The organism is Streptococcus sp. V940, from assembly GCF_054353495.1.
In genome coordinates this window covers 844,042-865,631 of record NZ_JBTHHZ010000001.1, presented here as the reverse complement: position 1 = coordinate 865,631, position 21,590 = coordinate 844,042, and the positions used below count along the sequence as shown (strand labels likewise).

The window sequence follows — 21,590 nt, the reverse complement described above, 5'->3', positions numbered from 1 at the left end:
CATGAACAAGAAAGAATTATTTGATGCCTTAGATGATTTTTCTCAACAGTTGTTGGCAACCTTGGCAGATGTCGAAGCCATCAAAAAAAATCTCAAGAGTGTCGTAGAAGAGAATACAGCTCTTCGTTTAGAAAACGACAAACTGAGAGAGCGCTTGAGTGAGGAAGAAGAAACAGCTCCAACGAAGACCAAGCATGTTAGAGAAAACGTGAGCCGAATATATGACGACGGTTTTCATGTGTGTCGCGACTTTTATGGCCAACGTCGTGAACAAGATGGAGAATGTATGTTTTGTGATGAATTGTTGTTTAGGGAGTAAGCATGCAGATTCAAAAAAGTTTTAAAGGGCAGTCACCTTATGGTAAGTTATATCTTGTCGCAACTCCAATTGGGAATCTAGAAGATATGACCTTTCGTGCTATTCAGACTTTGAAAGAAGTGGACTGGATTGCTGCCGAGGATACTCGTAATACTGGTCTATTGCTGAAGCATTTCGATATTTCAACCAAACAAATCAGTTTTCATGAGCACAATGCCAAGGAAAAAATTCCTGATTTGATTGGTTTCCTGAAAGCAGGACAAAGTATTGCTCAAGTTTCTGATGCGGGTTTGCCAAGTATTTCTGATCCTGGTCATGATTTGGTCAAGGCGGCAATTGAAGAAGATATAGCAGTTGTCACAGTTCCAGGTGCTAGCGCAGGAATTTCTGCCTTGATTGCCAGTGGATTAGATCCACAACCCCACATTTTTTATGGATTCTTACCTCGAAAATCAGGACAACAAAAGCAATTTTTCGAGTCAAAAAAAGATTATCCTGAGACCCAGATTTTCTATGAATCTCCTCACCGTGTGGCTGATACCCTAGGAAACATGCTTAAGGTATACGGTGATCGTTCAGTTGTCTTAGTTCGAGAATTGACTAAGATTTATGAAGAATACCAACGGGGGAAAATCACTGAGTTATTGGAAAGTATCTCTGAAACCCCACTTAAGGGCGAGTGTCTTCTCATCGTAGAAGGTGCTAGTCTAGAAGTTGAAGATAAGGATGAAGAGGATTTATTCTCTGAGATACAAAATCGTATTCAACAAGGTGTTAAGAAAAATCAAGCCATTAAGGAAGTCGCAAAACTCTACCAGTGGAATAAAAGCCAGCTCTATGCATCTTATCATGAATGGGAAGAGAATCAATCGGATGACTAAACAGGGGAGTTTGCCTTCTTCATGAAACAAAAATAACAATCATAAACATTTTGCTAAGATTGCTTATTTGGAGGAGAAATGAAAAGCAAAGCGATGAAGAAAGTAATTGGCGTACTGTTGCCTATCCTCACGTTATTTATTTTGTCAGCATGTAACAAAGTTGATCGTGATTTGGCTAAAACAGCTATTTCAAACATCCGTTCCGTAGTAGAAGCTGCAGGACTAGAAGCAGAAGGATACTCTACAGCTGATACCTTTGGTTATCGGGGATCTCCAATTTACATTAAAGGAACGGAACAATTTGTTGATGTCTATGTGGATTTTGAAAAAGATTATGTTGAGAAGACTCCAGTCCTTAGATACAATCCGCGACTTAAAGAAGTTGAGAAGAAAATTTTCTTTGGTTTTTCCAAGAAAACAGTCTATCGTTTAGAAATGGAGTATGTTTCTAATGATGATAACTATGACCGACTTGAGGAAGCTTACAGTAGGATACTTCAAAGTGATAGTTTGACTTCGACATATTTAAAGGATAATCAGCTTAAGAAGCTTTATATTAAAAATTCAATTGAATTGAAATCTTTTGACTCTTATTATTATCTCGTTCCAAAAAAAGAATACAGTGGTAACCCAAATCGTCGTCTTGAAGAGATAGAGAAAAGAGAGGCAATTTTGAAGACGGATGTAGAAGAACTAACTCCCTTAATCGAGGATTTAGCCCCAAGTAGAGTCAACAATCTCGATGAAGAGACGCTTGTTCGCAATCGAGATATACTCTTAAAAAGAGTTGCTGATAATCGTTCGACCTTTAGTGTTGGAATACGAATTGATATAGAACAGGTACGAAAACAAAACCTCCAAGTAATTAATGAAGATATTGACAATTGGACAGACTCTGATTTCCAATATTTACTTGCTCAAATAGTTGAAATTGAAAAACTACCTAAGAATACAGAAGTAAGCTTTGTCATTAGTTACAAGGGAAATAGTCATTGGGATGATTTTAAAAAATTCAGTTTTATTAAACAATAATCTTGGAAAGACATTCAGGAATCCTCCTGTCTGTCTTTTTACTTAGCTTTTTGGTATAATGGACCAAGTATGAATTTAGAAAGATTTGTGGGTGTCAAACAGTCTAGTGACTTGTTTTAATATGGACTTATGTTACATCCAAAGAGGTATTAGTGTCGTGTCTCAATCTTATATCAATGTTATCGGTGCTGGTTTAGCAGGTTCGGAAGCAGCTTACCAAATCGCAGAACGTGGTATTCCAGTTAAACTCTATGAAATGCGTGGTGTCAAATCAACACCTCAGCATAAAACAGATAATTTTGCAGAATTAGTATGTTCCAACTCATTACGAGGGGATGCTCTTACAAATGCTGTCGGGCTCCTCAAGGAAGAAATGCGTCGTCTTGGTTCTGTGATTTTAGAATCAGCAGAAGCAACCCGTGTTCCTGCAGGTGGAGCGCTTGCGGTTGACCGTGATGGTTTTTCTCAAATGGTTACTGAAAAAATTGCCAACCACCCTTTGATTGAGGTGGTACGTGACGAAATTACCGAATTGCCAACAGATGCCATCACGGTTGTAGCGACTGGTCCTTTAACTAGTGATGCTCTAGCTGAGAAAATCCATGCTCTTAATGACGGCGATGGCTTTTATTTCTACGACGCGGCAGCGCCTATTATCGACGTCAACACCATTGATATGAGCAAGGTCTACCTCAAGTCTCGTTATGATAAGGGAGAAGCTGCCTACCTCAATGCTCCGATGACCAAACAAGAGTTTATGGATTTCCATGAGGCTTTAGTTAATGCAGAAGAAGCACCCCTTAATTCTTTTGAAAAAGAAAAGTATTTTGAAGGGTGTATGCCAATTGAAGTTATGGCTAAACGTGGCATTAAAACCATGCTCTATGGCCCCATGAAACCAGTTGGTTTAGAATATCCAGAAGACTATAAAGGGCCTCGTGATGGTGACTTTAAAACACCGTATGCAGTCGTTCAGCTTCGTCAGGACAATGCGGCTGGAAGTCTCTATAACATCGTTGGTTTCCAAACTCACCTCAAATGGGGAGAACAGAAGCGTGTCTTCCAAATGATTCCAGGTCTTGAAAATGCTGAGTTTGTTCGCTATGGTGTCATGCATCGTAATTCCTATATGGATTCGCCAAATCTTCTTGAACAGACATACCGTTCTAAGAAACAGCCAAATCTCTTCTTTGCTGGTCAGATGACAGGTGTGGAAGGGTATGTTGAGTCGGCTGCTTCAGGATTGGTTGCTGGAATAAATGCTGCTCGTCTTTTTAAAGGAGAAAGCGAGGCTATTTTCCCAGAGACTACAGCTATCGGTAGTTTAGCTCATTATATCACTCATGCTGATAGCAAGCATTTCCAACCCATGAATGTCAACTTCGGGATTATCAAGGAGTTAGAAGGTGAGCGTATTCGTGATAAAAAGGCTCGTTATGAGAAAATTGCAGAACGTGCCTTGTCTGATTTAGAGAAATTTTTATCTGTCTAATTTTTTTGAAAGAATCGCTCATGATACTATAAAAATCCTTGAAATTGTGATAAAATAGGTAGGATGAAAAAAGGAGAGAGAAAATGGTAGAACCTAAGTATAAACGTATCTTAATCAAGCTATCTGGTGAAGCCCTTGCTGGCGAACGTGGTGTCGGTATTGATATCAAAACCGTCCAAAGTATGGCCCAAGAAATCAAGGAAGTTCACGAGCTAGGAATTGAAATCGCCTTGGTTATCGGTGGTGGAAACCTTTGGCGTGGAGAACCTGCAGCAGAAGCTGGTATGGATCGTGTTCAAGCGGATTACACTGGAATGCTTGGGACAGTCATGAATGCTCTTGTGATGGCAGATTCGTTGCAACAAGCTGGTGTTGATACTCGTGTACAAACAGCTATTGCCATGCAACAAGTAGCAGAGCCTTATATTCGTGGACGTGCCCTTCGCCACCTTGAAAAAGGACGTATCGTTATCTTTGGCGCGGGAATTGGTTCACCTTACTTCTCTACAGATACAACAGCGGCTCTTCGTGCAGCTGAGATTGAAGCGGACGCTATTTTGATGGCTAAGAATGGTGTAGACGGTGTCTACAATGCGGATCCTAAGAAAGATAAAACGGCTGTTAAATTTGAAGAATTGACTCACCGTGATGTTATTAATAAAGGACTCCGTATCATGGATTCAACAGCTTCAACTCTATCTATGGATAACGATATTGACTTGGTCGTCTTTAATATGAATCAGCCTGGCAATATCAAACGTGTTGTATTTGGTGAAAATATCGGAACAACTGTTTCAAACAATATCGAAGAAAAGGAATAAAAAAATTATGGCTAACGCAATTGTAGAAAAAGCTAAAGAGAGAATGACTCAATCTCACCACTCACTTGCGCGTGAGTTTGGTGGTATCCGTGCAGGTCGTGCAAATGCTAGCTTGCTTGACCGTATTACTGTTGAATACTATGGTGTCGAAACACCTCTTAACCAAATCGCTTCTATCACAATTCCTGAAGCGCGTGTCTTGTTGGTAACACCATTTGATAAATCTTCATTGAAGGATATCGAGCGTGCTTTGAACGCTTCAGATCTTGGTATTACACCAGCTAACGATGGTTCTGTTATTCGCTTGGTAATCCCAGCTCTTACAGAAGAAACTCGTCGCGACCTCGCTAAAGAAGTGAAAAAAGTTGGTGAAAATGCTAAAGTAGCGATCCGTAATATTCGTCGTGACGCTATGGATGAAGCTAAAAAACAAGAAAAAGCTAAAGAAATCACTGAAGATGAATTGAAGACTCTTGAAAAAGATATTCAAAAAGCGACAGACGATGCTGTTAAACACATCGACGACATGACTGCCAATAAAGAAAAAGAAATCTTGGAAGTCTAAGAAATAAACAGAAAAACTCAGTTGGCATTGCTGGCTGAGTTTTATTCGAAAGAAGGAAACATGAATACAAATCTTGCAAGTTTTATCGTTGGACTTATCATCGATGAAAATGACCGTTTTTACTTTGTCCAAAAGGATGGTCAAACCTACGCTCTTGCTAAAGAAGAAGGTCAGCATACAGTTGGTGATACGGTCAAAGGTTTCGCCTACACAGATATGAAGCAAAAACTTCGCTTGACTACCGTAGAAGTGACTGCGACTCAGGATCAATTTGGTTGGGGAACTGTAACAGAAGTGCGTAAGGATTTGGGTGTTTTTGTTGATACAGGGCTTCCTGACAAGGAAATCGTTGTGTCACTGGATATCCTACCTGAACTGAAAGAGCTTTGGCCTAAGAAGGGCGATAAACTTTATATTCGTCTAGAAGTAGACAAGAAAGATCGTATCTGGGGAGTTTTGGCTTATCAGGAAGACTTCCAACGTTTGGCACGTCCAGCATACAACAACATGCAAAATCAGAACTGGCCTGCAATCGTTTATCGTCTTAAGTTATCAGGAACTTTTGTCTATCTACCAGAAAACAACATGCTTGGATTTATCCATCCAAGTGAGCGCTATGCAGAGCCACGTTTGGGGCAAGTGTTAGATGTGCGTGTCATTGGTTTCCGTGAAGTTGACCGAACTCTTAATCTATCACTAAAACCTCGCTCTTTTGAGATGTTAGAAAACGATGCACAAATGATTCTGACTTACTTGGAAAGTAATGGTGGATTTATGACCTTAAATGATAAATCTTCACCAGATGACATCAAGGCTACCTTTGGTATCTCAAAAGGTCAGTTTAAAAAAGCGCTTGGTGGTTTAATGAAAGCTGGAAAGATTAAACAAGACCAATTTGGTACAGAGTTAATTTAGGGAGGCTTATGCGAAAATCATTTTATACTTGGCTTATGACAGAGCGTAATCCTAAAAGTAATAGTCCCAAAGCAATTTTAGCGGATCTTGCCTTTGAGGAGTCAGCCTTCCCGAAACATACGGATGATTTCGATCAGGTGAGTCGATTTTTAGAAGAACATGCTAGTTTTTCCTTTAATATGGGAGACTTCGATCGTATCTGGCAAGAATATTTAGAACATTAAAAAGGCATAGGTGTTAGGGATAGCAATTTCTAAATGCCTTTGCTATAATATAAAGAAATTAAAGAGTTAGAGAGGTTCTTTATTTGAAGGAACATTCAATAGACATTCAGTTAAGTCATCCAGATGACCTGTTTCATCTTTTTGGTTCCAATGAACGCCATCTTCGTTTGATGGAGGATGAGTTAGATGTTATCATCCATGCTCGTACAGAGATTGTACAAGTCTTGGGAGAGGAGTCTTCTTGTGAAGAAGCAAGGCAAGTAATTCAAGCCTTGATGGTCTTGGTCAATCGTGGCATGACAGTAGGAACTCCGGATGTGGTGACAGCCATCAATATGGTTAGAAACAATGAAATCGATAAGTTTGTTGCCCTCTATGAAGAAGAGATTATCAAAGACAATACTGGTAAGCCGATACGTGTAAAGACACTGGGTCAAAAACTTTATGTAGATAGTGTTAAGAACCATGATGTGACCTTCGGGATTGGGCCAGCGGGGACAGGAAAAACTTTCCTAGCAGTGACATTGGCTGTTACAGCTCTCAAACGTGGTCAAGTCAAGCGTATTATCTTGACCCGTCCAGCAGTAGAAGCTGGAGAAAGCCTAGGATTTCTACCTGGTGATTTGAAAGAAAAGGTGGATCCTTATCTTCGACCAGTCTATGATGCTTTATATCAGATCTTAGGGAAAGACCAAACAACTCGTCTCATGGAGCGAGAAATTATTGAGATTGCACCTTTGGCCTATATGCGTGGACGTACCTTGGATGATGCCTTTGTCATCTTGGATGAAGCCCAAAATACAACCATCATGCAGATGAAGATGTTCTTGACACGTCTTGGATTCAATTCTAAAATGATTGTCAATGGGGATATTAGCCAGATTGACCTGCCGCGTAATGTTAAATCAGGTTTGATTGATGCCCAGGAAAAACTTAAGAATATTCACCAGATCGACTTTGTACACTTCTCAGCCAAGGATGTGGTTCGCCATCCAGTCGTTGCTCAGATTATCAGAGCCTATGAACCTCGACCTGTCAAAGCTGAAGAAAATCAAGAAGAAACAGAATAAAGAAAAAGAGCAGTTGAAAAACTGCTCTTAATTTTTTGAATTTCTTATTAGACAAGTTCACTGATAGGTGTGAAGTCACGTTCTAAACCTTCAGCAACTGGTTGACTTGTGAGTTGACCTTGGTAAGTTGTTACACCTTCAAGCAAACCTGCGTCTTCAAGGATTGCTTTCTTAAATCCTTTTCCTGCCAAGGCTTCGATATATGGAAGAGTCACATTTGTAAGGGCGATAGTAGAAGTACGAGCAACTGCTCCAGGAATGTTAGCAACTGCATAGTGAAGGACACCGTGTTTCTCATAGACAGGCTCATCATGGGTTGTCACACGGTCAGCTGTTGCAATAACACCACCTTGGTCTACAGCAACGTCTACGATGACAGAACCAGGACGCATTTGTTGAACCATGTCATCTGTCACTAATTTTGGAGCTTTAGCACCAGGAATCAATACTGCACCGATAACAACGTCTGCTTCACGCACACTTGCTTCGATATTAAATGGGTTAGACATGAGTGTTTGGATTTGGTGACCAAAGACATCTTCAAGTTCAGAGAGACGTTTAGCGCTGATATCAAGAATAGTTACTTGAGCTCCTAAACCAAGAGCGATACGTGCTGCGTGTGTACCAACGACACCACCACCGATAATGGTTACTTTTCCTTTTGGTACACCTGGGACACCACCTAAAAGAACTCCAGAACCACCAGCTTGTTTCGTCAAGAAGTGAGCTCCGATTTGGACAGCCATACGACCTGCAACCTCACTCATTGGAACCAATAGAGGAAGTTGACCTTCAGTATTGCGTACAGTTTCATAAGCAACACCAGTTGTTTTCGCTGCAAGCATAGCATCCGCTAATTCTGGGGCTGCTGCCATGTGCAAGTAGGTGAAGAGAAGTAAATCGTCACGCAAGAACTGGTACTCACTAGCAAGGGGTTCCTTGACTTTAACAACTAACTCTGCAGCCCAGGCTTCAGCAGCAGTTGCGACAATCTCAGCTCCTTGCTTTTCATAGTCAGCATCAGCAAAACCAGATCCAAGTCCCGCATTTGTTTCGATGAGGACACGGTGACCACGATCGACAAGACTCTGTACACCAGCAGGTGTCAAAGCAACACGATTTTCATTATTTTTAATTTCCTTTGGAATTCCAATTAACATAGAGATTAGCTCCTTATTTAACATCTAGGTTCTTATACGAAATCATCACAGGAAGAACCCAGTCTTTTCTTGTGATGTTTTTATTTTATATGAAACCGCTATAAATTGCAAGAAAAACTTGTAAACCTATTTCTTTTATGTTATTCTTTTACCAACCTATTTTAGGAGGTACAATCATGGAATTATTATTTATCAAACTAGCGAAGCATCAAATTATCGAAACAGAACGCTTAGTACTTAGACCAGTAACACTTGATGATGCAGAAGCCATGTTTGAATATGCCTCAGATAAGGAAAATACGCGCTACACTTTTCCAACCAATCAAAGTCTGGAGGAAACCAAGAATAATATTGCCCAGTTTTATTTAGCCAATCCATTGGGCCGATGGGGAATTGAACTAAAAAGTACTGGAGAGTTTATCGGAACTATTGACCTGCACAAGATCGATACTGTTCTTAAGAAGGCAACCATTGGTTATATTATCAATCAAAAATATTGGAATCAAGGTTTGACAACTGAAGCCAATCGAGCTGTAATTGAACTTGCTTTTGAAAAGATAGGAATGAATAAGTTAGATGCCTTTCATGATAAGGATAATCCCGCATCAGGAAAGGTCATGGAGAAATCAGGAATGCTTTTCTCTCACGAAGAACCATATGCTAGAATGGATAAAAATGAACCTGGAAGATTCGTAACAGATGTCCATTATGTCTTAACCAAGGAAGATTATTTTGCAAATAAGTAAGCAGTTGAAAAGATTTTTCAGCTGTTTTTTCTTTCTCTTACGAATAAGCTAAGAGAGGAGAAAATATGGAAGAACTTATTGAGAAAATCAAAGAATATAAAATCATTGTTATCTGTGCTATTTTGGGTTTAGTCTTTGGTGGATTTTTCCTCCTAAAGCCAGTTGCTCAAGCACCTGCTAAGGAAAGCAATTTGCAAACAGAAGTTACAACTGTTTCAAAGGATTCGACGGATGAAAAGGAAGATAAAAATCAGATGGAAGAAGTGGTGGAGCAAGATCTGATTACTGTTGATGTCAAAGGTGCGGTCAAATCACCTGGAATCTATGATTTGCCAGTTGGAAGTCGTATCAACGATGCTGTCCAAAAAGCAGGTGGCTTGACAGATAATGCTGATAGTAAGTCTATCAATCTTGCCCAGAGAATTAGTGACGAAGCACTTGTTTATGTTCCGACTAAGGAAGAAACTACCAGTCAAGAGGCGCATTCAAATGCTTCCAACACCAAAGAAAATAAGAAAGTCAATCTTAATAAAGCCAGTTTAGAGGAGCTGAAACAAGTCAAGGGGTTGGGAGCCAAACGTGCTCAGGATATCATCGATCATCGTGAGTCCAACGGTAAGTTTAAGTCAGTTGATGAGCTCAAAAAGGTTTCTGGTATTGGTGCAAAAACGATAGAAAAGTTAAAAGAGTATGTCACAGTGGATTAGTCGATTTCCCATCCCCAAAATCTATCTTAGTTTTCTCCTGCTTTGGCTCTACTATGCTATCTTTTCAGCAAGCTTTTTAGCACTTTTGGGCTTTGTCTTTTTACTGCTCTGCCTCTTTTTTCAATTTCCATGGAAGACCGTGGTCAAGGTTCTCTTTGTTTGTGGTCTTTTTGGAAGCTGGTTTATATTTCAAAAATGGCAACAAGAAGAAACGAGTCAACATCTTGTTGACTCCGTTAATACGGTACGAATCTTGCCTGATACTATCAAGGTCAATGGAGATAGTTTATCCTTTCGTGGGAAGGCTGATGGGAGACTCTTTCAGGTTTATTATAAATTCCAGTCAGAGGCTGAAAAGGAAAGATTTCAAGAGTTATCAGAACTGTATGAGATAGTAGTAAAAGGAAAGCTAGCTATTCCTCAAGGTGCGAATAATTTTGCTGGATTTGATTATCGGAACTATCTCAAAACACAGGATATTTATCAGACCTTAACGATATCGGAAATTATCGAATTAAAGAAAACATCCAGCTGGGATATAGGAGAAAATCTATCCAGTTTGCGAAGAAAAGCAGTTGTCTGGATAAAAAGGAATTTTCCTGACCCCATGCGCAATTATATGACGGGACTCTTATTGGGTCATTTGGACACCGACTTCGAGGAAATGAATGAACTCTATTCCAGTCTAGGGATTATTCACCTTTTTGCTTTGTCAGGGATGCAGGTTGGTTTCTTCATGAATGCTTTTAAAAAGTCACTCTTACGATTAGGTTTGACGCAAGAGAAGTTCAAATGGCTTGCCTATCCCTTTTCTTTGGTCTATGCAGGTTTGACAGGGTTCTCAGCTTCTGTTATTAGAAGCCTGTTGCAAAAACTTTTGGCTCAACATGGTATCAAGGGGCTGGATAACTTTGCTTTGACAGTCCTTGTCTTGTTTATCGTGATGCCGAATTTCTTCTTAACTGCTGGTGGAGTGCTCTCTTGTGCCTATGCCTTTATCCTGACCATGACTGGTGAAGAAGTAACAGGGATAAAAGGTTTGGTGAGAGAAAGTTTCATTATTTCCTTAGGAATTCTGCCAATTTTATCATTCTATTTTTCTGAATTTCAACCTTGGTCCATACTCTTAACCTTTGTTTTTTCTTTTTTATTTGATATGGTCTTGCTACCACTTTTATCAATACTCTTCTGTCTGTCAATGATATATCCTATCACTCAGTTCAATATTCTATTTGAATGGCTAGAAAACATCATACGCTATGTTTCTCAGCTATCTACTAGACCCTTTATTTTTGGTCAACCTAATCTCTGGGTTTTGGTATGTCTATTGGTCTCTTTGGCGCTAATTTATGATTATCGTAAAAATTTGAAGAAAGCACCTTTGCTTATCCTATTTATCGTTTCCCTTTTCTTAGTAACCAAACATCCACTGGAAAATGAAATCACAGTCCTAGACATGGAGCAGGGAAGGAGCATTTTCCTAAGAGACATGACAGGAAAGACAATATTACTGGATGTCGGTGAAAAGTTAGCAGTTGAGAAAAAAGAAGCTTGGCAGGAGAAAGTCACCTCGAGCGTTACCAAACGGAGTTTAGTTCCCTATCTGAAAAGTCGAGGAGTGGCAAAGATTGATCAACTTGTGCTAACGACTAGTGAACCTAAGCAGCTAGACCACCTACTAGAAATTAGTAAAGCCTTCAATCTTGGAGAGATTCTAGTAACTGAAGAAACTCTATCTAAAAGAGAATTTATGGATAAATTAAAGGAAAGTAACTTGAAAGTACGTCCTATTAAAACAGGAGAGCAGTTATTTATTTTTGGGAGTCATTTAGAAGTAATCGAAAATCAAAATAGTGATAGTAAAGCCTCAATAGCCATGTATGGAAAGCTACTAAATCAAACTTTTCTAGTCACTGGAAATATAGAGGAGAAGTTCTTAAACAAGTCTTATCCCAAAATCCAAGCAGATGTAGTGCTAACTCATCAGCAAGCATCGAGGAAAAAGACAGATGTCGAAGTCTTCGAAATTTTTCAGCCTAAAATCACTGTCATTTCTGTTGACAAGAAGAAAAAATTTAAAGAAAAAAATGGGGAGAATAGCCAAGAATTTGGGAATTCGATTTACAAAACGGATCAAAAGGGGACCATTCGTTTTAAAGGTTGGAGTGCTTGGCAAATAGAAACAGTTCGCTGAGCTTAGCTTTTCAAGAAAATTAAAATTGTCTAAACAATCAATCAAAACTTGATTTTAGAACCTTTTTGCTATAAAATAGTAAAGATTAGTGTCAAACTTTTATATTGCAAATAGGAGAAAACATGACAAAAACTTTGAAACGTCCTGAGGTTCTATCACCTGCAGGAACTCTAGAAAAATTGAAAGTAGCTGTTCAATACGGAGCAGATGCTGTCTTTATCGGTGGTCAGGCCTATGGTCTTCGGAGCCGTGCGGGTAACTTCACTTTCGAACAGATGGAAGAAGGAGTACAATTTGCGGCTAAATATGGTGCTAAGGTATATGTAGCAGCGAACATGGTTATGCACGAAGGAAATGAAGAAGGCGCTGGAGAATGGTTCCGTAAATTACGTGACATTGGTATTGCAGCCGTTATCGTATCAGATCCAGCCTTGATTATGATTGCAGCAACGGAAGCACCAGGACTTGAAATTCACCTTTCAACACAAGCAAGTGCGACCAACTATGAAACACTAGAATTCTGGAAAGAACTTGGATTGACTCGTGTTGTTTTGGCGCGTGAGGTTTCCATGGAAGAATTGGCGGAAATTCGTAAACGTACAGACGTGGAGATTGAGGCCTTCGTCCATGGAGCTATGTGTATCTCATACTCTGGTCGTTGTACTCTTTCTAACCATATGAGTATGCGTGATGCCAACCGTGGTGGATGTTCACAATCTTGCCGTTGGAAATATGACCTTTACGATATGCCGTTCGGTAAGGAACGTAAGAGTCTTAAGGGAGAAATTCCTGAAGAATTCTCTATGTCTGCGGTTGATATGTCTATGATTGACCATATCCCTGATATGATTGAAAATGGTGTGGACAGTCTTAAGATTGAGGGCCGTATGAAGTCTATCCACTATGTTTCAACAGTAACAAACTGCTACAAGGCAGCTGTTGACGCCTATCTTGAGAGCCCTGAAAAGTTTGAAGCTATTAAGCAAGACTTGATTGATGAAATGTGGAAGGTTGCCCAACGTGAATTGGCTACAGGTTTCTACTATGGGACACCATCTGAAAATGAACAACTGTTCGGTGCTCGTCGAAAGATCCCAGAATACAAGTTTGTTGCTGAAGTAGTAGCTTATGATGATGCTACTCAGACAGCAACCATTCGCCAACGTAACGTTATCAATGAAGGTGACCAAGTTGAGTTCTACGGACCAGGCTTCCGTCATTTTGAAACTTTTATCGAAGACCTTCACGATGCTAAAGGAAATAAAATCGATCGTGCTCCAAATCCAATGGAACTTTTGACTATCAAGGTTCCTCAACCTGTTCAAGCAGGGGACATGGTACGTGCTTTGAAAGAAGGTCTCATCAATCTCTATAAAGAAGATGGAACAAGCGTCACAGTTCGTGCCTAGATAAGGAAAAAGAATGGTTCAAGCTCAGGGCTTACTAGTAGATCATGAAAGCAGATGTGTTCATTACCATAGTGATAAGGATATCGTAGCACTTCAGTGCTATGAGTGTAAAAAATACTATGCCTGTTATCAGTGTCATAATGAACTGGAGTCGCACATATTTTCTCCCTATCCTTTAAATCTTAAAGAGGATAGACCTATCTTATGTGGATTCTGTGGGAAAACACTAACGTATGAGGAGTATACAGAGACGGGCACTTGTCCATTTTGTAATGCTGCATTTAATCCAGCTTGTCAAAATCATTACTCAATTTATTTCAGATAAGAACTGACAAATCCGAGTTGTAAAACTCGGTTTTTTGTTTTCAGAAAACAAGGAAAGGTAGTGAAAGAGATAGGAAAAGACAATTTAATTTTCTATATAATCGTCTTGAAAATCGTAAAATTAGAAATAAATGATTCGAAACGCTTTCAATACTAGTAAAAAGTTGACAAAAGCAAATTTTAGGACTAAACTAGGGAGGTAAATTTAATTTAAAAAAGGAGAATTCGTCATGAATTTAACATTTTTCGGACTTTGTCTTGCCTGTATGGGTGTATCTATTGCTGAAGGATTGATTATGAGTAATCTCTTCAAGTCTGCCGCTCGTCAACCTGAAATTATTGACCAATTACGCAGCCTTTTAATTCTTGGTGTTGCCTTTGTAGAAGGTACCTTCTTTGTAACCCTAGCGATGGCATTTGTCATTAAATAGACAACTCTATTTAGAAATGGAGGTGTCAAACCATGGAAGAAAGTTTGAATCCAACCGTTAATATTGGACCAATATCCTTTGATTTGACCCTGCTTGCCATGTCTCTTGTAACTGTTTTGATGGTTTTTGCCTTTGTCTATTGGGCAAGTCGAAAAATGACCATCCGTCCCAAGGGCAAACAAAATGCTCTTGAGATGATTTATGACTTTGTGGTTAGTTTTGCAAAACCAAACATTGGAGATTCATACATCAAGGACTATTCCTTGTTCCTATTTTCTCTATTCTTGTTTATCTTGGTTGCCAATAATATTGGTTTAATGGCAAAAGTACAAACAACAAACGGTTATAACTTGTGGACTTCTCCAACAGCCAACCTTGGATACGATTTATCCCTCTCATTATTGATCACTTTGATCGCTCATGTGGAAGGAGTTCGTCGTAGAGGCGTTAAAGAATATTTGAGAGCATTTGTTACACCTGGCTTTATGACTCCGATGAACATTTTAGAAGAGTTCACCAATTTTGCCTCTTTGGCGATTCGGATTTACGGAAATATCTTTGCCGGTGAGGTTTTAGCAGGATTGCTATTAGCCTTGTCACAACATGCCTTGTATTGGTATCCTTTTGCCTTTATTGCAAACATGTTATGGACAGCATTTTCGATTTTCATTTCATGTATTCAAGCTTATGTATTTACCATGTTGTCATCTATGTACATTGGTAAAAAAATAAATGAAGGGGAAGAGTAAGTAGAGGAGGATTAGAAGATGGATTTAACTATTAGTACCATTATTGGTGACTTTATTCTGATCGCTGGTTCCTTCCTTTTATTGATCTTTTTAGTGAAGAAATATGCTTGGGGAAATATTACCAGTGTCTTAGATGAACGCGCTGAAAAGATTTCTTCAGATATTGATGGTGCTGAGGAAGCCCGTAAAAAGGCAGAGGAACTTGCTAGCAAACGCGAAGCTGAGTTAGCAGGTAGCCGTACCGAAGCTAAAACGATTATCGAGAATGCAAAGGAAACAGCTGAGAAAAGTAAAGCTGATATTTTGGCCGAAGCTAAACTTGAAGCAGGGCGCTTAAAAGAAAAAGCCAACCAAGAAATTGCTCAAAATAAAGCTGAAGCTTTACAAAGTGTTAAGGGAGATGTGGCAGACTTGACAATCAGTCTAGCTGGAAAAATTATCTCTCAAAACCTTGACGGTCAGGCTCATAAAGAACTCATTGATCAGTATATTGATCAGCTAGGAGAAGCTTAATGGACAAAAAGACTTTAAAGGTAATTGAAAAATACAGCATGCCTTTTGTCCAATTGGTGATTGAAAAAGGAGAAGAAGACTCTATTTTTTCAGACTTGACTCAAATCAAGCAAGTTGCTGAAGAAACTGGCTTACCTACTTTTTTATCTCAAGTGGAAGTAGATGAGTTGGATAAAGAAAAAACAGTTCGTTTTTTCCAAGGTTCAGTGTCACCTTTAATGCAAAACTTTATCGAGGTTATACTTTACAATCATCGATCCAATCTTTTTTATGATGTGATTGTAGATTGCTTGAATCGTCTTGAAAAAGAAACCAATCGTTTTGAAGTGACTATTTTGTCTGCACATCCTTTGACTGACGAACAGAAAGAACGCCTCCTTCCTCTAATCGAGAAGAAGATGTCTTTAAAAGTCCGTAGTATTAAGGAAAAAATCGACGATAGTTTAATCGGTGGTTTTGTTATTATTGCCAATCACAAGACAATTGATGTGAGTATTAAACAACAACTTAAAGTTGTTAAGGAAAATTTGAAATAGAAAGTGGTGTTCTTTTGGCAATTAACGCACAAGAAATCAGCGCTTTAATTAAGCAACAAATTGAAAATTTCAAACCTAATTTTGATGTGACTGAAACTGGTGTTGTAACCTACATCGGTGACGGGATTGCGCGTGCTCATGGCCTTGAAAATGCCATGAGTGGTGAGCTGTTGATTTTTGAAAATGGCTCATATGGTATGGCGCAAAACTTAGAGTCAACGGATGTTGGTATCATCATTCTTGGTGACTTTACAGATATTCGTGAAGGCGATACTATTCGTCGTACGGGTAAAATCATGGAAGTCCCAGTTGGTGATAGCTTGATTGGACGTGTAGTCGATCCCCTTGGTCGTCCAGTGGATGGTTTGGGTCCAATCAACACAGACAAGACTCGTCCAGTTGAAGCACCAGCTCCTGGTGTTATGCAACGTAAGTCTGTCTCAGAACCATTGCAAACAGGTTTGAAAGCTATTGACGCCCTTGTTCCAATCGGTCGTGGCCAACGTGAGTTGATCATTGGTGACCGTCAAACAGGGAAGACAACTATCGCTATTGACGCTATCTTGAACCAAAAAGGTCAAGATATGATTTGTATCTATGTAGCGATTGGACAAAAAGAATCAACAGTTCGTACACAAGTAGAAACACTTCGTCAGTACGGTGCCTTGGATTACACAATCGTTGTGACAGCCTCAGCTTCACAACCTTCTCCATTGCTCTTCCTTGCTCCTTATGCAGGGGTTGCTATGGCAGAGGAGTTCATGTACCAAGGTAAGCATGTGTTGATTGTTTATGATGACCTTTCAAAACAAGCGGTAGCTTATCGTGAACTTTCTCTCTTGCTTCGCCGTCCACCAGGTCGTGAGGCCTTTCCAGGGGATGTCTTCTACCTTCACAGTCGTCTACTTGAGCGTTCTGCTAAAGTTTCAGATGAGCTTGGCGGTGGATCTATCACGGCTCTTCCATTTATCGAGACACAAGCAGGAGATATCTCAGCTTATATCGCCACAAACGTAATCTCTATTACGGATGGACAAATCTTCCTAAGTGATAGTCTCTTTAATGCGGGTATTCGTCCAGCTATTGATGCGGGTTCTTCTGTGTCTCGTGTTGGTGGTTCAGCTCAGATTAAAGCCATGAAGAAAGTTGCTGGTACTCTTCGTATCGACCTTGCTTCATACCGAGAGTTGGAAGCCTTCACTAAATTTGGGTCAGATTTGGATGCAGCAACACAGGCTAAATTGAACCGTGGTCGTCGTACTGTAGAAGTATTGAAACAACCAGTTCATAAACCACTACCTGTTGAGAAACAAGTAACCATTCTGTATGCCTTGACTCATGGATTCTTGGATACTATATCAGTTGATGATATTGTTCGTTTTGAGGAAGAATTCCATGCCTTCTTTGATGCGCAACATCCAGAGATTTTGGAAACTATTCGTGAAACAAAAGACTTGCCAGAAGAAGCAGTCTTGGATGCTGCGATTACTGAGTTTCTCAACCAATCCAGCTTCCAATAAGAATAGAGGTGTCAGATGGCAGTATCTCTAAATGATATTAAAACAAAAATCGCCTCAACGAAAAATACTAGTCAAATTACTAACGCCATGCAGATGGTTTCTGCAGCTAAGTTAGGTCGTTCTGAAGAAGCTGCACGCAACTTCCAGATTTATGCTCAAAAAGTCCGTAAACTCCTTACAGATATCCTTCACGGGGATGGTGCTGGCGGATCAACAAATCCAATGTTGATTAGCCGTCCGGTCAAGAAAACAGGCTATATCGTCATTACATCTGACCGAGGTCTTGTTGGAGGATATAACTCTTCAATCTTGAAGGCAGTCATGGAACTTCAACAAGAATACCATCCTTCAGGTGATGATTTCGAAGTCATCTGTATCGGTGGTATGGGAGCAGACTTCTTTAAAGCTCGTGGTATTCAGCCAATTTATGAATTGCGTGGTCTAGCCAGTCAACCAAGCTTTGATGAAGTTCGTAAGATTATTTCAAAAACCATTGAAATGTATCAAAATGAACTTTTCGATGAGCTCTATGTTTGCTACAACCACCACGTGAATACACTGACAAGTCAAATGCGTGTGGAGCAGATGCTTCCAATTGTCGACTTGGACCCAAATGAAGCAGATGATAACTACAGCTTGACATTTGAGCTTGAAACAAGTCGTGAAGAAATCTTGGACCAACTATTGCCACAGTTTGCAGAAAGTATGATTTACGGTGCTATTATTGATGCCAAGACAGCTGAAAATGCGGCAGGGATGACGGCTATGCAAACAGCTACAGATAATGCTAAAAAAGTTATCAATGATTTGACTATCCAGTATAACCGTGCCAGACAGGCGGCGATTACACAAGAAATTACAGAAATCGTAGCAGGAGCTAGTGCCTTAGAATAGGCTCTAGTCCAGCTCGTATGAAAATGAACTTATACTCAATGAAAATCAAAGAGCAAACTAGGAAGCTAGCCGCAGGCTGTACTTGAGTACGGTAAGGCGATGCTGACGTGGTTTGAAGAGATTTTCGAAGAGTATTAGGACCTAGTTGAGCTAGGAACCGACAGTATCTTATACAGAATAGGAGAAGTAGATGAGTTCAGGTAAAATTGCTCAGGTTATCGGTCCCGTTGTAGACGTCATGTTTGCAGCAGGTGAGAAACTACCAGAGATTAATAATGCACTTGTCGTCTACAAAAATGACGAAAGAAAAACAAAAATCGTCCTTGAAGTAGCCTTGGAGTTGGGAGATGGTATGATTCGTACCATCGCTATGGAATCAACTGATGGCTTGACCCGTGGTTTGGAAGTATTGGACACAGGTCGTCCAATCTCAGTACCAGTTGGGAAAGAAACTCTAGGACGTGTCTTCAACGTTTTGGGAGATACCATTGACTTGGAAGCTCCTTTTGGTGAAGATGCAGAGCGTCAGCCAATTCATAAAAAAGCACCAACTTTTGATGAATTGTCTACCTCTTCAGAAATTCTAGAAACAGGGATCAAGGTTATCGACCTTCTTGCCCCTTACCTTAAAGGTGGTAAGGTCGGACTCTTCGGTGGTGCCGGAGTTGGTAAGACCGTATTGATCCAAGAATTGATTCACAACATTGCCCAAGAACACGGTGGGATCTCAGTATTTACTGGTGTTGGGGAACGTACTCGAGAAGGGAACGACCTTTACTGGGAAATGAAAGAATCAGGCGTTATCGAAAAAACAGCCATGGTATTTGGTCAGATGAATGAGCCACCAGGAGCACGTATGCGTGTTGCTCTTACTGGTTTGACAATCGCTGAATATTTCCGTGATGTAGAAGGTCAAGACGTTCTTCTCTTCATTGACAACATTTTCCGTTTCACACAAGCTGGTTCAGAAGTATCTGCCCTTTTGGGTCGTATGCCTTCAGCCGTTGGTTATCAACCAACCCTCGCAACAGAAATGGGTCAATTGCAAGAACGTATCACGTCAACTAAGAAGGGTTCTGTAACCTCTATCCAGGCTATCTATGTGCCTGCGGATGACTATACTGACCCAGCGCCAGCAACAGCCTTTGCTCACTTGGACTCAACAACTAACTTGGAACGTAAATTGGTTCAATTGGGGATTTACCCAGCCGTTGACCCACTTGCTTCCAGCTCACGTGCCTTGGCACCTGAAATTGTTGGAGAAGAGCACTATGCAGTAGCTGCAGAAGTTAAACGTGTTCTTCAACGTTACCATGAGTTGCAAGATATCATCGCCATCCTTGGTATGGATGAGCTTTCTGACGAAGAAAAGACTTTGGTTGCTCGTGCACGCCGTATTCAGTTCTTCTTGTCACAAAACTTCAACGTTGCGGAACAATTTACAGGTCAACCAGGTTCTTATGTTCCAGTAGCTGAAACTGTTCGTGGCTTCAAGGAAATTCTTGACGGTAAATACGATCATTTGCCAGAAGATGCCTTCCGTGGAGTAGGTTCAATCGAAGATGTTATTGCTAAGGCTGAAAAAATGGGATTTTAAGAGGTGATCTATGGCACATTTAACTGTCCAGATCGTGACACCAGATGGCCTCGTCTATGATCACCATGCCAGCTTTGTATCGGTACGAACTCTGGATGGTGAGATGGGGATCTTGCCACGACATGAAAATATGATTGCGGTTCTAGCAGTTGATGAAGTAAAGGTTAAACGCATCGATGATGATACTCATGTGAACTGGATTGCAGTAAACGGAGGAATTATTGAGATTGCTAATAATGTCATTACCATTATTGCTGACTCAGCTGAACGTGCGCGCGATATTGATGTTAGTCGTGCAGAACGTGCTAAACTTCGTGCAGAACGTGAAATCGAAGAAGCACAAGACAAACACTTAATCGACCAAGAGCGCCGTGCTAAAATTGCATTGCAACGTGCTATTAACCGTATCAATGTCGGAAATAAATTATAAAATAAAAAATGAACTTGTTAAATCAAGTTCATTTTTTCTTATTTTTTATTTAGTGAAACTTATGCAGACTGCTTCAGGAACATGAAATTCATTAGAGAGTTCTGCCAGTCTTCCAGTTTCAGGATTGCGCTTAAAGACTGTCGCGTTATCAGAATCCTGGTGAACAGCGATAAGGAATTCTTGGTCAGGCGACAAATCAAAATCACGTGGATTTTTCCCATTAGTTGGAACAATCTCTAATAATTCCAAGCTTCCATCTGCTAAAATGCTATAAACAGCGATAGAATCATGGCCTCGATTAGAAGCGTAGAGGAATTTGCCATCTTTAGAAAGACGAATAGCCGCAGTACCATTAAAGCCACTATAGTCATCTGGTAAGGTTGAAATGACCTGCATTTGTTCAAATTCTCCAACACCATCGTAAATCAATACTTCAATCGTACTGTTGAGTTCACAGATGAGATAAGCAATCTTGTAGTGGTGGTGGAAAACAAGGTGACGAGCACCAGCGCCGGGATTACAATTATAAGTTGCTAGTTTCGTCAACTTTCCTTCTAGATCGACATCATAGGTAATGACCTCGTCAGTACCCAAGTCACAAGTTACTAAATATTGGTCTGGTGTTAAATCGGTGTAGTGTACGTGGGGAGAAGCTTGGTTTTCATGTGGACCATGGCCAGTGTGTTGAACTTTGTCTGCCAATTCAAGACAGCCATCTTCTTTACGTTTATAGACTAGAACTTGACCTTTATGATAGTTAGCGCCATAGACTAGACTCCGTGTCTCATCGACTGCAACATAGCAGTGAGGAGCACCTTCTTCAACGACGTGATTCAGGAGGACACCATCAGTTTTGTATGCTGCGATTCCACCTTTGTCATCATGGCTTCCGACAGTATAGAGATGCTGATGCTGATCAAAGGCTAAGTAGGTTGGACTTGGCTCGGTTGCAAATAGTTCTAGATTTGAGAGTTTGCCAGTCTCAGTATCAAAATCAGCCTTGTAAATTCCTTGAGAAATACGTCGTGTATAGGTTCCAAAATATACTATTTCTTTCATAT

Annotated in this window: 24 protein-coding genes; 22 read left to right on the top strand and 2 right to left on the bottom strand. The window is 40.1% G+C overall.

Annotated elements, in window-relative coordinates:
- The first annotated feature begins 1 nt into the window (after position 1).
- The 9 genes from yabA to ACXYSM_RS04350 all read left to right on the top strand — a co-directional run bounded on the left by yabA (position 2) and on the right by ACXYSM_RS04350 (position 7,319).
- A complete protein-coding gene (gene yabA / locus ACXYSM_RS04390) occupies positions 2-319 on the top strand; it encodes a DNA replication initiation control protein YabA (protein WP_074324179.1) in 318 nt (105 codons plus the stop codon).
- Between the two features lie 2 nt (positions 320-321).
- Positions 322-1,200, top strand: a complete 879-nt coding sequence (gene rsmI / locus ACXYSM_RS04385; RefSeq protein ID WP_458634490.1) for a 16S rRNA (cytidine(1402)-2'-O)-methyltransferase — start codon at positions 322-324, stop codon at positions 1,198-1,200.
- 78 nt (positions 1,201-1,278) lie between these two features.
- Positions 1,279-2,232: a hypothetical protein gene (locus tag ACXYSM_RS04380; RefSeq protein ID WP_458634489.1), complete on the top strand. Its 954-nt coding sequence runs from the start codon at positions 1,279-1,281 to the stop codon at positions 2,230-2,232.
- 157 nt (positions 2,233-2,389) lie between these two features.
- Complete coding sequence (gene trmFO / locus ACXYSM_RS04375; protein ID WP_458634488.1) at positions 2,390-3,724, top strand: methylenetetrahydrofolate--tRNA-(uracil(54)-C(5))-methyltransferase (FADH(2)-oxidizing) TrmFO; 1,335 nt, start codon at positions 2,390-2,392, stop codon at positions 3,722-3,724.
- An 83-nt stretch (positions 3,725-3,807) separates the two neighbouring features.
- On the top strand, positions 3,808-4,545 hold the full coding sequence (pyrH, locus tag ACXYSM_RS04370) for a UMP kinase (protein WP_004253279.1): 738 nt from the start codon (positions 3,808-3,810) through the stop codon (positions 4,543-4,545).
- Between the two features lie 7 nt (positions 4,546-4,552).
- Positions 4,553-5,110 (top strand): ribosome recycling factor, encoded by a 558-nt coding sequence (gene frr / locus ACXYSM_RS04365; RefSeq protein ID WP_006152642.1) that lies wholly within the window; start codon positions 4,553-4,555, stop codon positions 5,108-5,110.
- Between the two features lie 60 nt (positions 5,111-5,170).
- Positions 5,171-6,025, top strand: coding sequence for an RNA-binding virulence regulatory protein CvfB (cvfB, locus tag ACXYSM_RS04360; protein ID WP_458634487.1), 855 nt, complete (start codon positions 5,171-5,173; stop codon positions 6,023-6,025).
- 8 nt (positions 6,026-6,033) lie between these two features.
- Positions 6,034-6,249: a YozE family protein gene (locus ACXYSM_RS04355; protein WP_001232087.1), complete on the top strand. Its 216-nt coding sequence runs from the start codon at positions 6,034-6,036 to the stop codon at positions 6,247-6,249.
- Positions 6,250-6,332: 83 nt separating this feature from the next.
- Positions 6,333-7,319, top strand: a complete 987-nt coding sequence (locus ACXYSM_RS04350) for a PhoH family protein (RefSeq protein WP_036752940.1) — start codon at positions 6,333-6,335, stop codon at positions 7,317-7,319.
- 47 nt (positions 7,320-7,366) lie between these two features.
- Here the strand turns inward: ACXYSM_RS04350 and ald are convergent, their stop codons facing one another.
- On the bottom strand, positions 7,367-8,479 hold the full coding sequence (gene ald / locus ACXYSM_RS04345; protein ID WP_458634486.1) for an alanine dehydrogenase: 1,113 nt from the start codon (positions 8,477-8,479) through the stop codon (positions 7,367-7,369).
- A 176-nt stretch (positions 8,480-8,655) separates the two neighbouring features.
- Between ald and ACXYSM_RS04340 the strand changes: the two genes are divergently transcribed.
- The 13 genes from ACXYSM_RS04340 to ACXYSM_RS04280 all read left to right on the top strand — a co-directional run bounded on the left by ACXYSM_RS04340 (position 8,656) and on the right by ACXYSM_RS04280 (position 20,529).
- On the top strand, positions 8,656-9,225 hold the full coding sequence (locus ACXYSM_RS04340) for a GNAT family N-acetyltransferase (protein WP_458634485.1): 570 nt from the start codon (positions 8,656-8,658) through the stop codon (positions 9,223-9,225).
- A 65-nt stretch (positions 9,226-9,290) separates the two neighbouring features.
- Positions 9,291-9,932, top strand: coding sequence for a helix-hairpin-helix domain-containing protein (locus ACXYSM_RS04335; RefSeq protein ID WP_458634484.1), 642 nt, complete (start codon positions 9,291-9,293; stop codon positions 9,930-9,932).
- On the top strand, positions 9,916-12,126 hold the full coding sequence (locus ACXYSM_RS04330) for a ComEC/Rec2 family competence protein (RefSeq protein WP_458634483.1): 2,211 nt from the start codon (positions 9,916-9,918) through the stop codon (positions 12,124-12,126). Before ACXYSM_RS04335 ends, ACXYSM_RS04330 begins: the two co-directional genes overlap by 17 nt.
- 122 nt (positions 12,127-12,248) lie before the next feature.
- On the top strand, positions 12,249-13,535 hold the full coding sequence (locus ACXYSM_RS04325) for a peptidase U32 family protein (protein WP_371499602.1): 1,287 nt from the start codon (positions 12,249-12,251) through the stop codon (positions 13,533-13,535).
- 13 nt (positions 13,536-13,548) lie between these two features.
- Positions 13,549-13,860 (top strand): CHY zinc finger protein, encoded by a 312-nt coding sequence (locus ACXYSM_RS04320; protein WP_458634482.1) that lies wholly within the window; start codon positions 13,549-13,551, stop codon positions 13,858-13,860.
- 229 nt (positions 13,861-14,089) lie between these two features.
- Complete coding sequence (locus tag ACXYSM_RS04315) at positions 14,090-14,290, top strand: F0F1 ATP synthase subunit C (protein ID WP_004253309.1); 201 nt, start codon at positions 14,090-14,092, stop codon at positions 14,288-14,290.
- A 32-nt stretch (positions 14,291-14,322) separates the two neighbouring features.
- A complete protein-coding gene (atpB, locus tag ACXYSM_RS04310) occupies positions 14,323-15,039 on the top strand; it encodes a F0F1 ATP synthase subunit A (protein ID WP_004253312.1) in 717 nt (238 codons plus the stop codon).
- 18 nt (positions 15,040-15,057) lie between these two features.
- The gene (gene atpF, locus ACXYSM_RS04305; RefSeq protein WP_006148662.1) at positions 15,058-15,552 is read left to right on the top strand and encodes a F0F1 ATP synthase subunit B; all 495 of its coding nucleotides are present in this window, start codon (positions 15,058-15,060) and stop codon (positions 15,550-15,552) included.
- Positions 15,552-16,088 (top strand): F0F1 ATP synthase subunit delta, encoded by a 537-nt coding sequence (locus tag ACXYSM_RS04300; protein ID WP_458634481.1) that lies wholly within the window; start codon positions 15,552-15,554, stop codon positions 16,086-16,088. Before atpF ends, ACXYSM_RS04300 begins: the two co-directional genes overlap by 1 nt.
- Positions 16,089-16,102: 14 nt before the next feature.
- Entirely contained in the window at positions 16,103-17,608 is a 1,506-nt protein-coding gene (gene atpA, locus ACXYSM_RS04295) for a F0F1 ATP synthase subunit alpha (protein WP_004253321.1), read from the top strand.
- A 15-nt stretch (positions 17,609-17,623) separates the two neighbouring features.
- Positions 17,624-18,502: a F0F1 ATP synthase subunit gamma gene (locus tag ACXYSM_RS04290; RefSeq protein ID WP_004253324.1), complete on the top strand. Its 879-nt coding sequence runs from the start codon at positions 17,624-17,626 to the stop codon at positions 18,500-18,502.
- A 190-nt stretch (positions 18,503-18,692) separates the two neighbouring features.
- Positions 18,693-20,099 (top strand): F0F1 ATP synthase subunit beta, encoded by a 1,407-nt coding sequence (gene atpD, locus ACXYSM_RS04285; protein WP_036757320.1) that lies wholly within the window; start codon positions 18,693-18,695, stop codon positions 20,097-20,099.
- A 10-nt stretch (positions 20,100-20,109) separates the two neighbouring features.
- Positions 20,110-20,529 (top strand): F0F1 ATP synthase subunit epsilon, encoded by a 420-nt coding sequence (locus tag ACXYSM_RS04280; RefSeq protein ID WP_006148659.1) that lies wholly within the window; start codon positions 20,110-20,112, stop codon positions 20,527-20,529.
- Between the two features lie 45 nt (positions 20,530-20,574).
- Here the strand turns inward: ACXYSM_RS04280 and ACXYSM_RS04275 are convergent, their stop codons facing one another.
- A complete protein-coding gene (locus ACXYSM_RS04275) occupies positions 20,575-21,588 on the bottom strand; it encodes a lactonase family protein (protein ID WP_458634480.1) in 1,014 nt (337 codons plus the stop codon).
- Positions 21,589-21,590 lie beyond the last annotated feature (2 nt).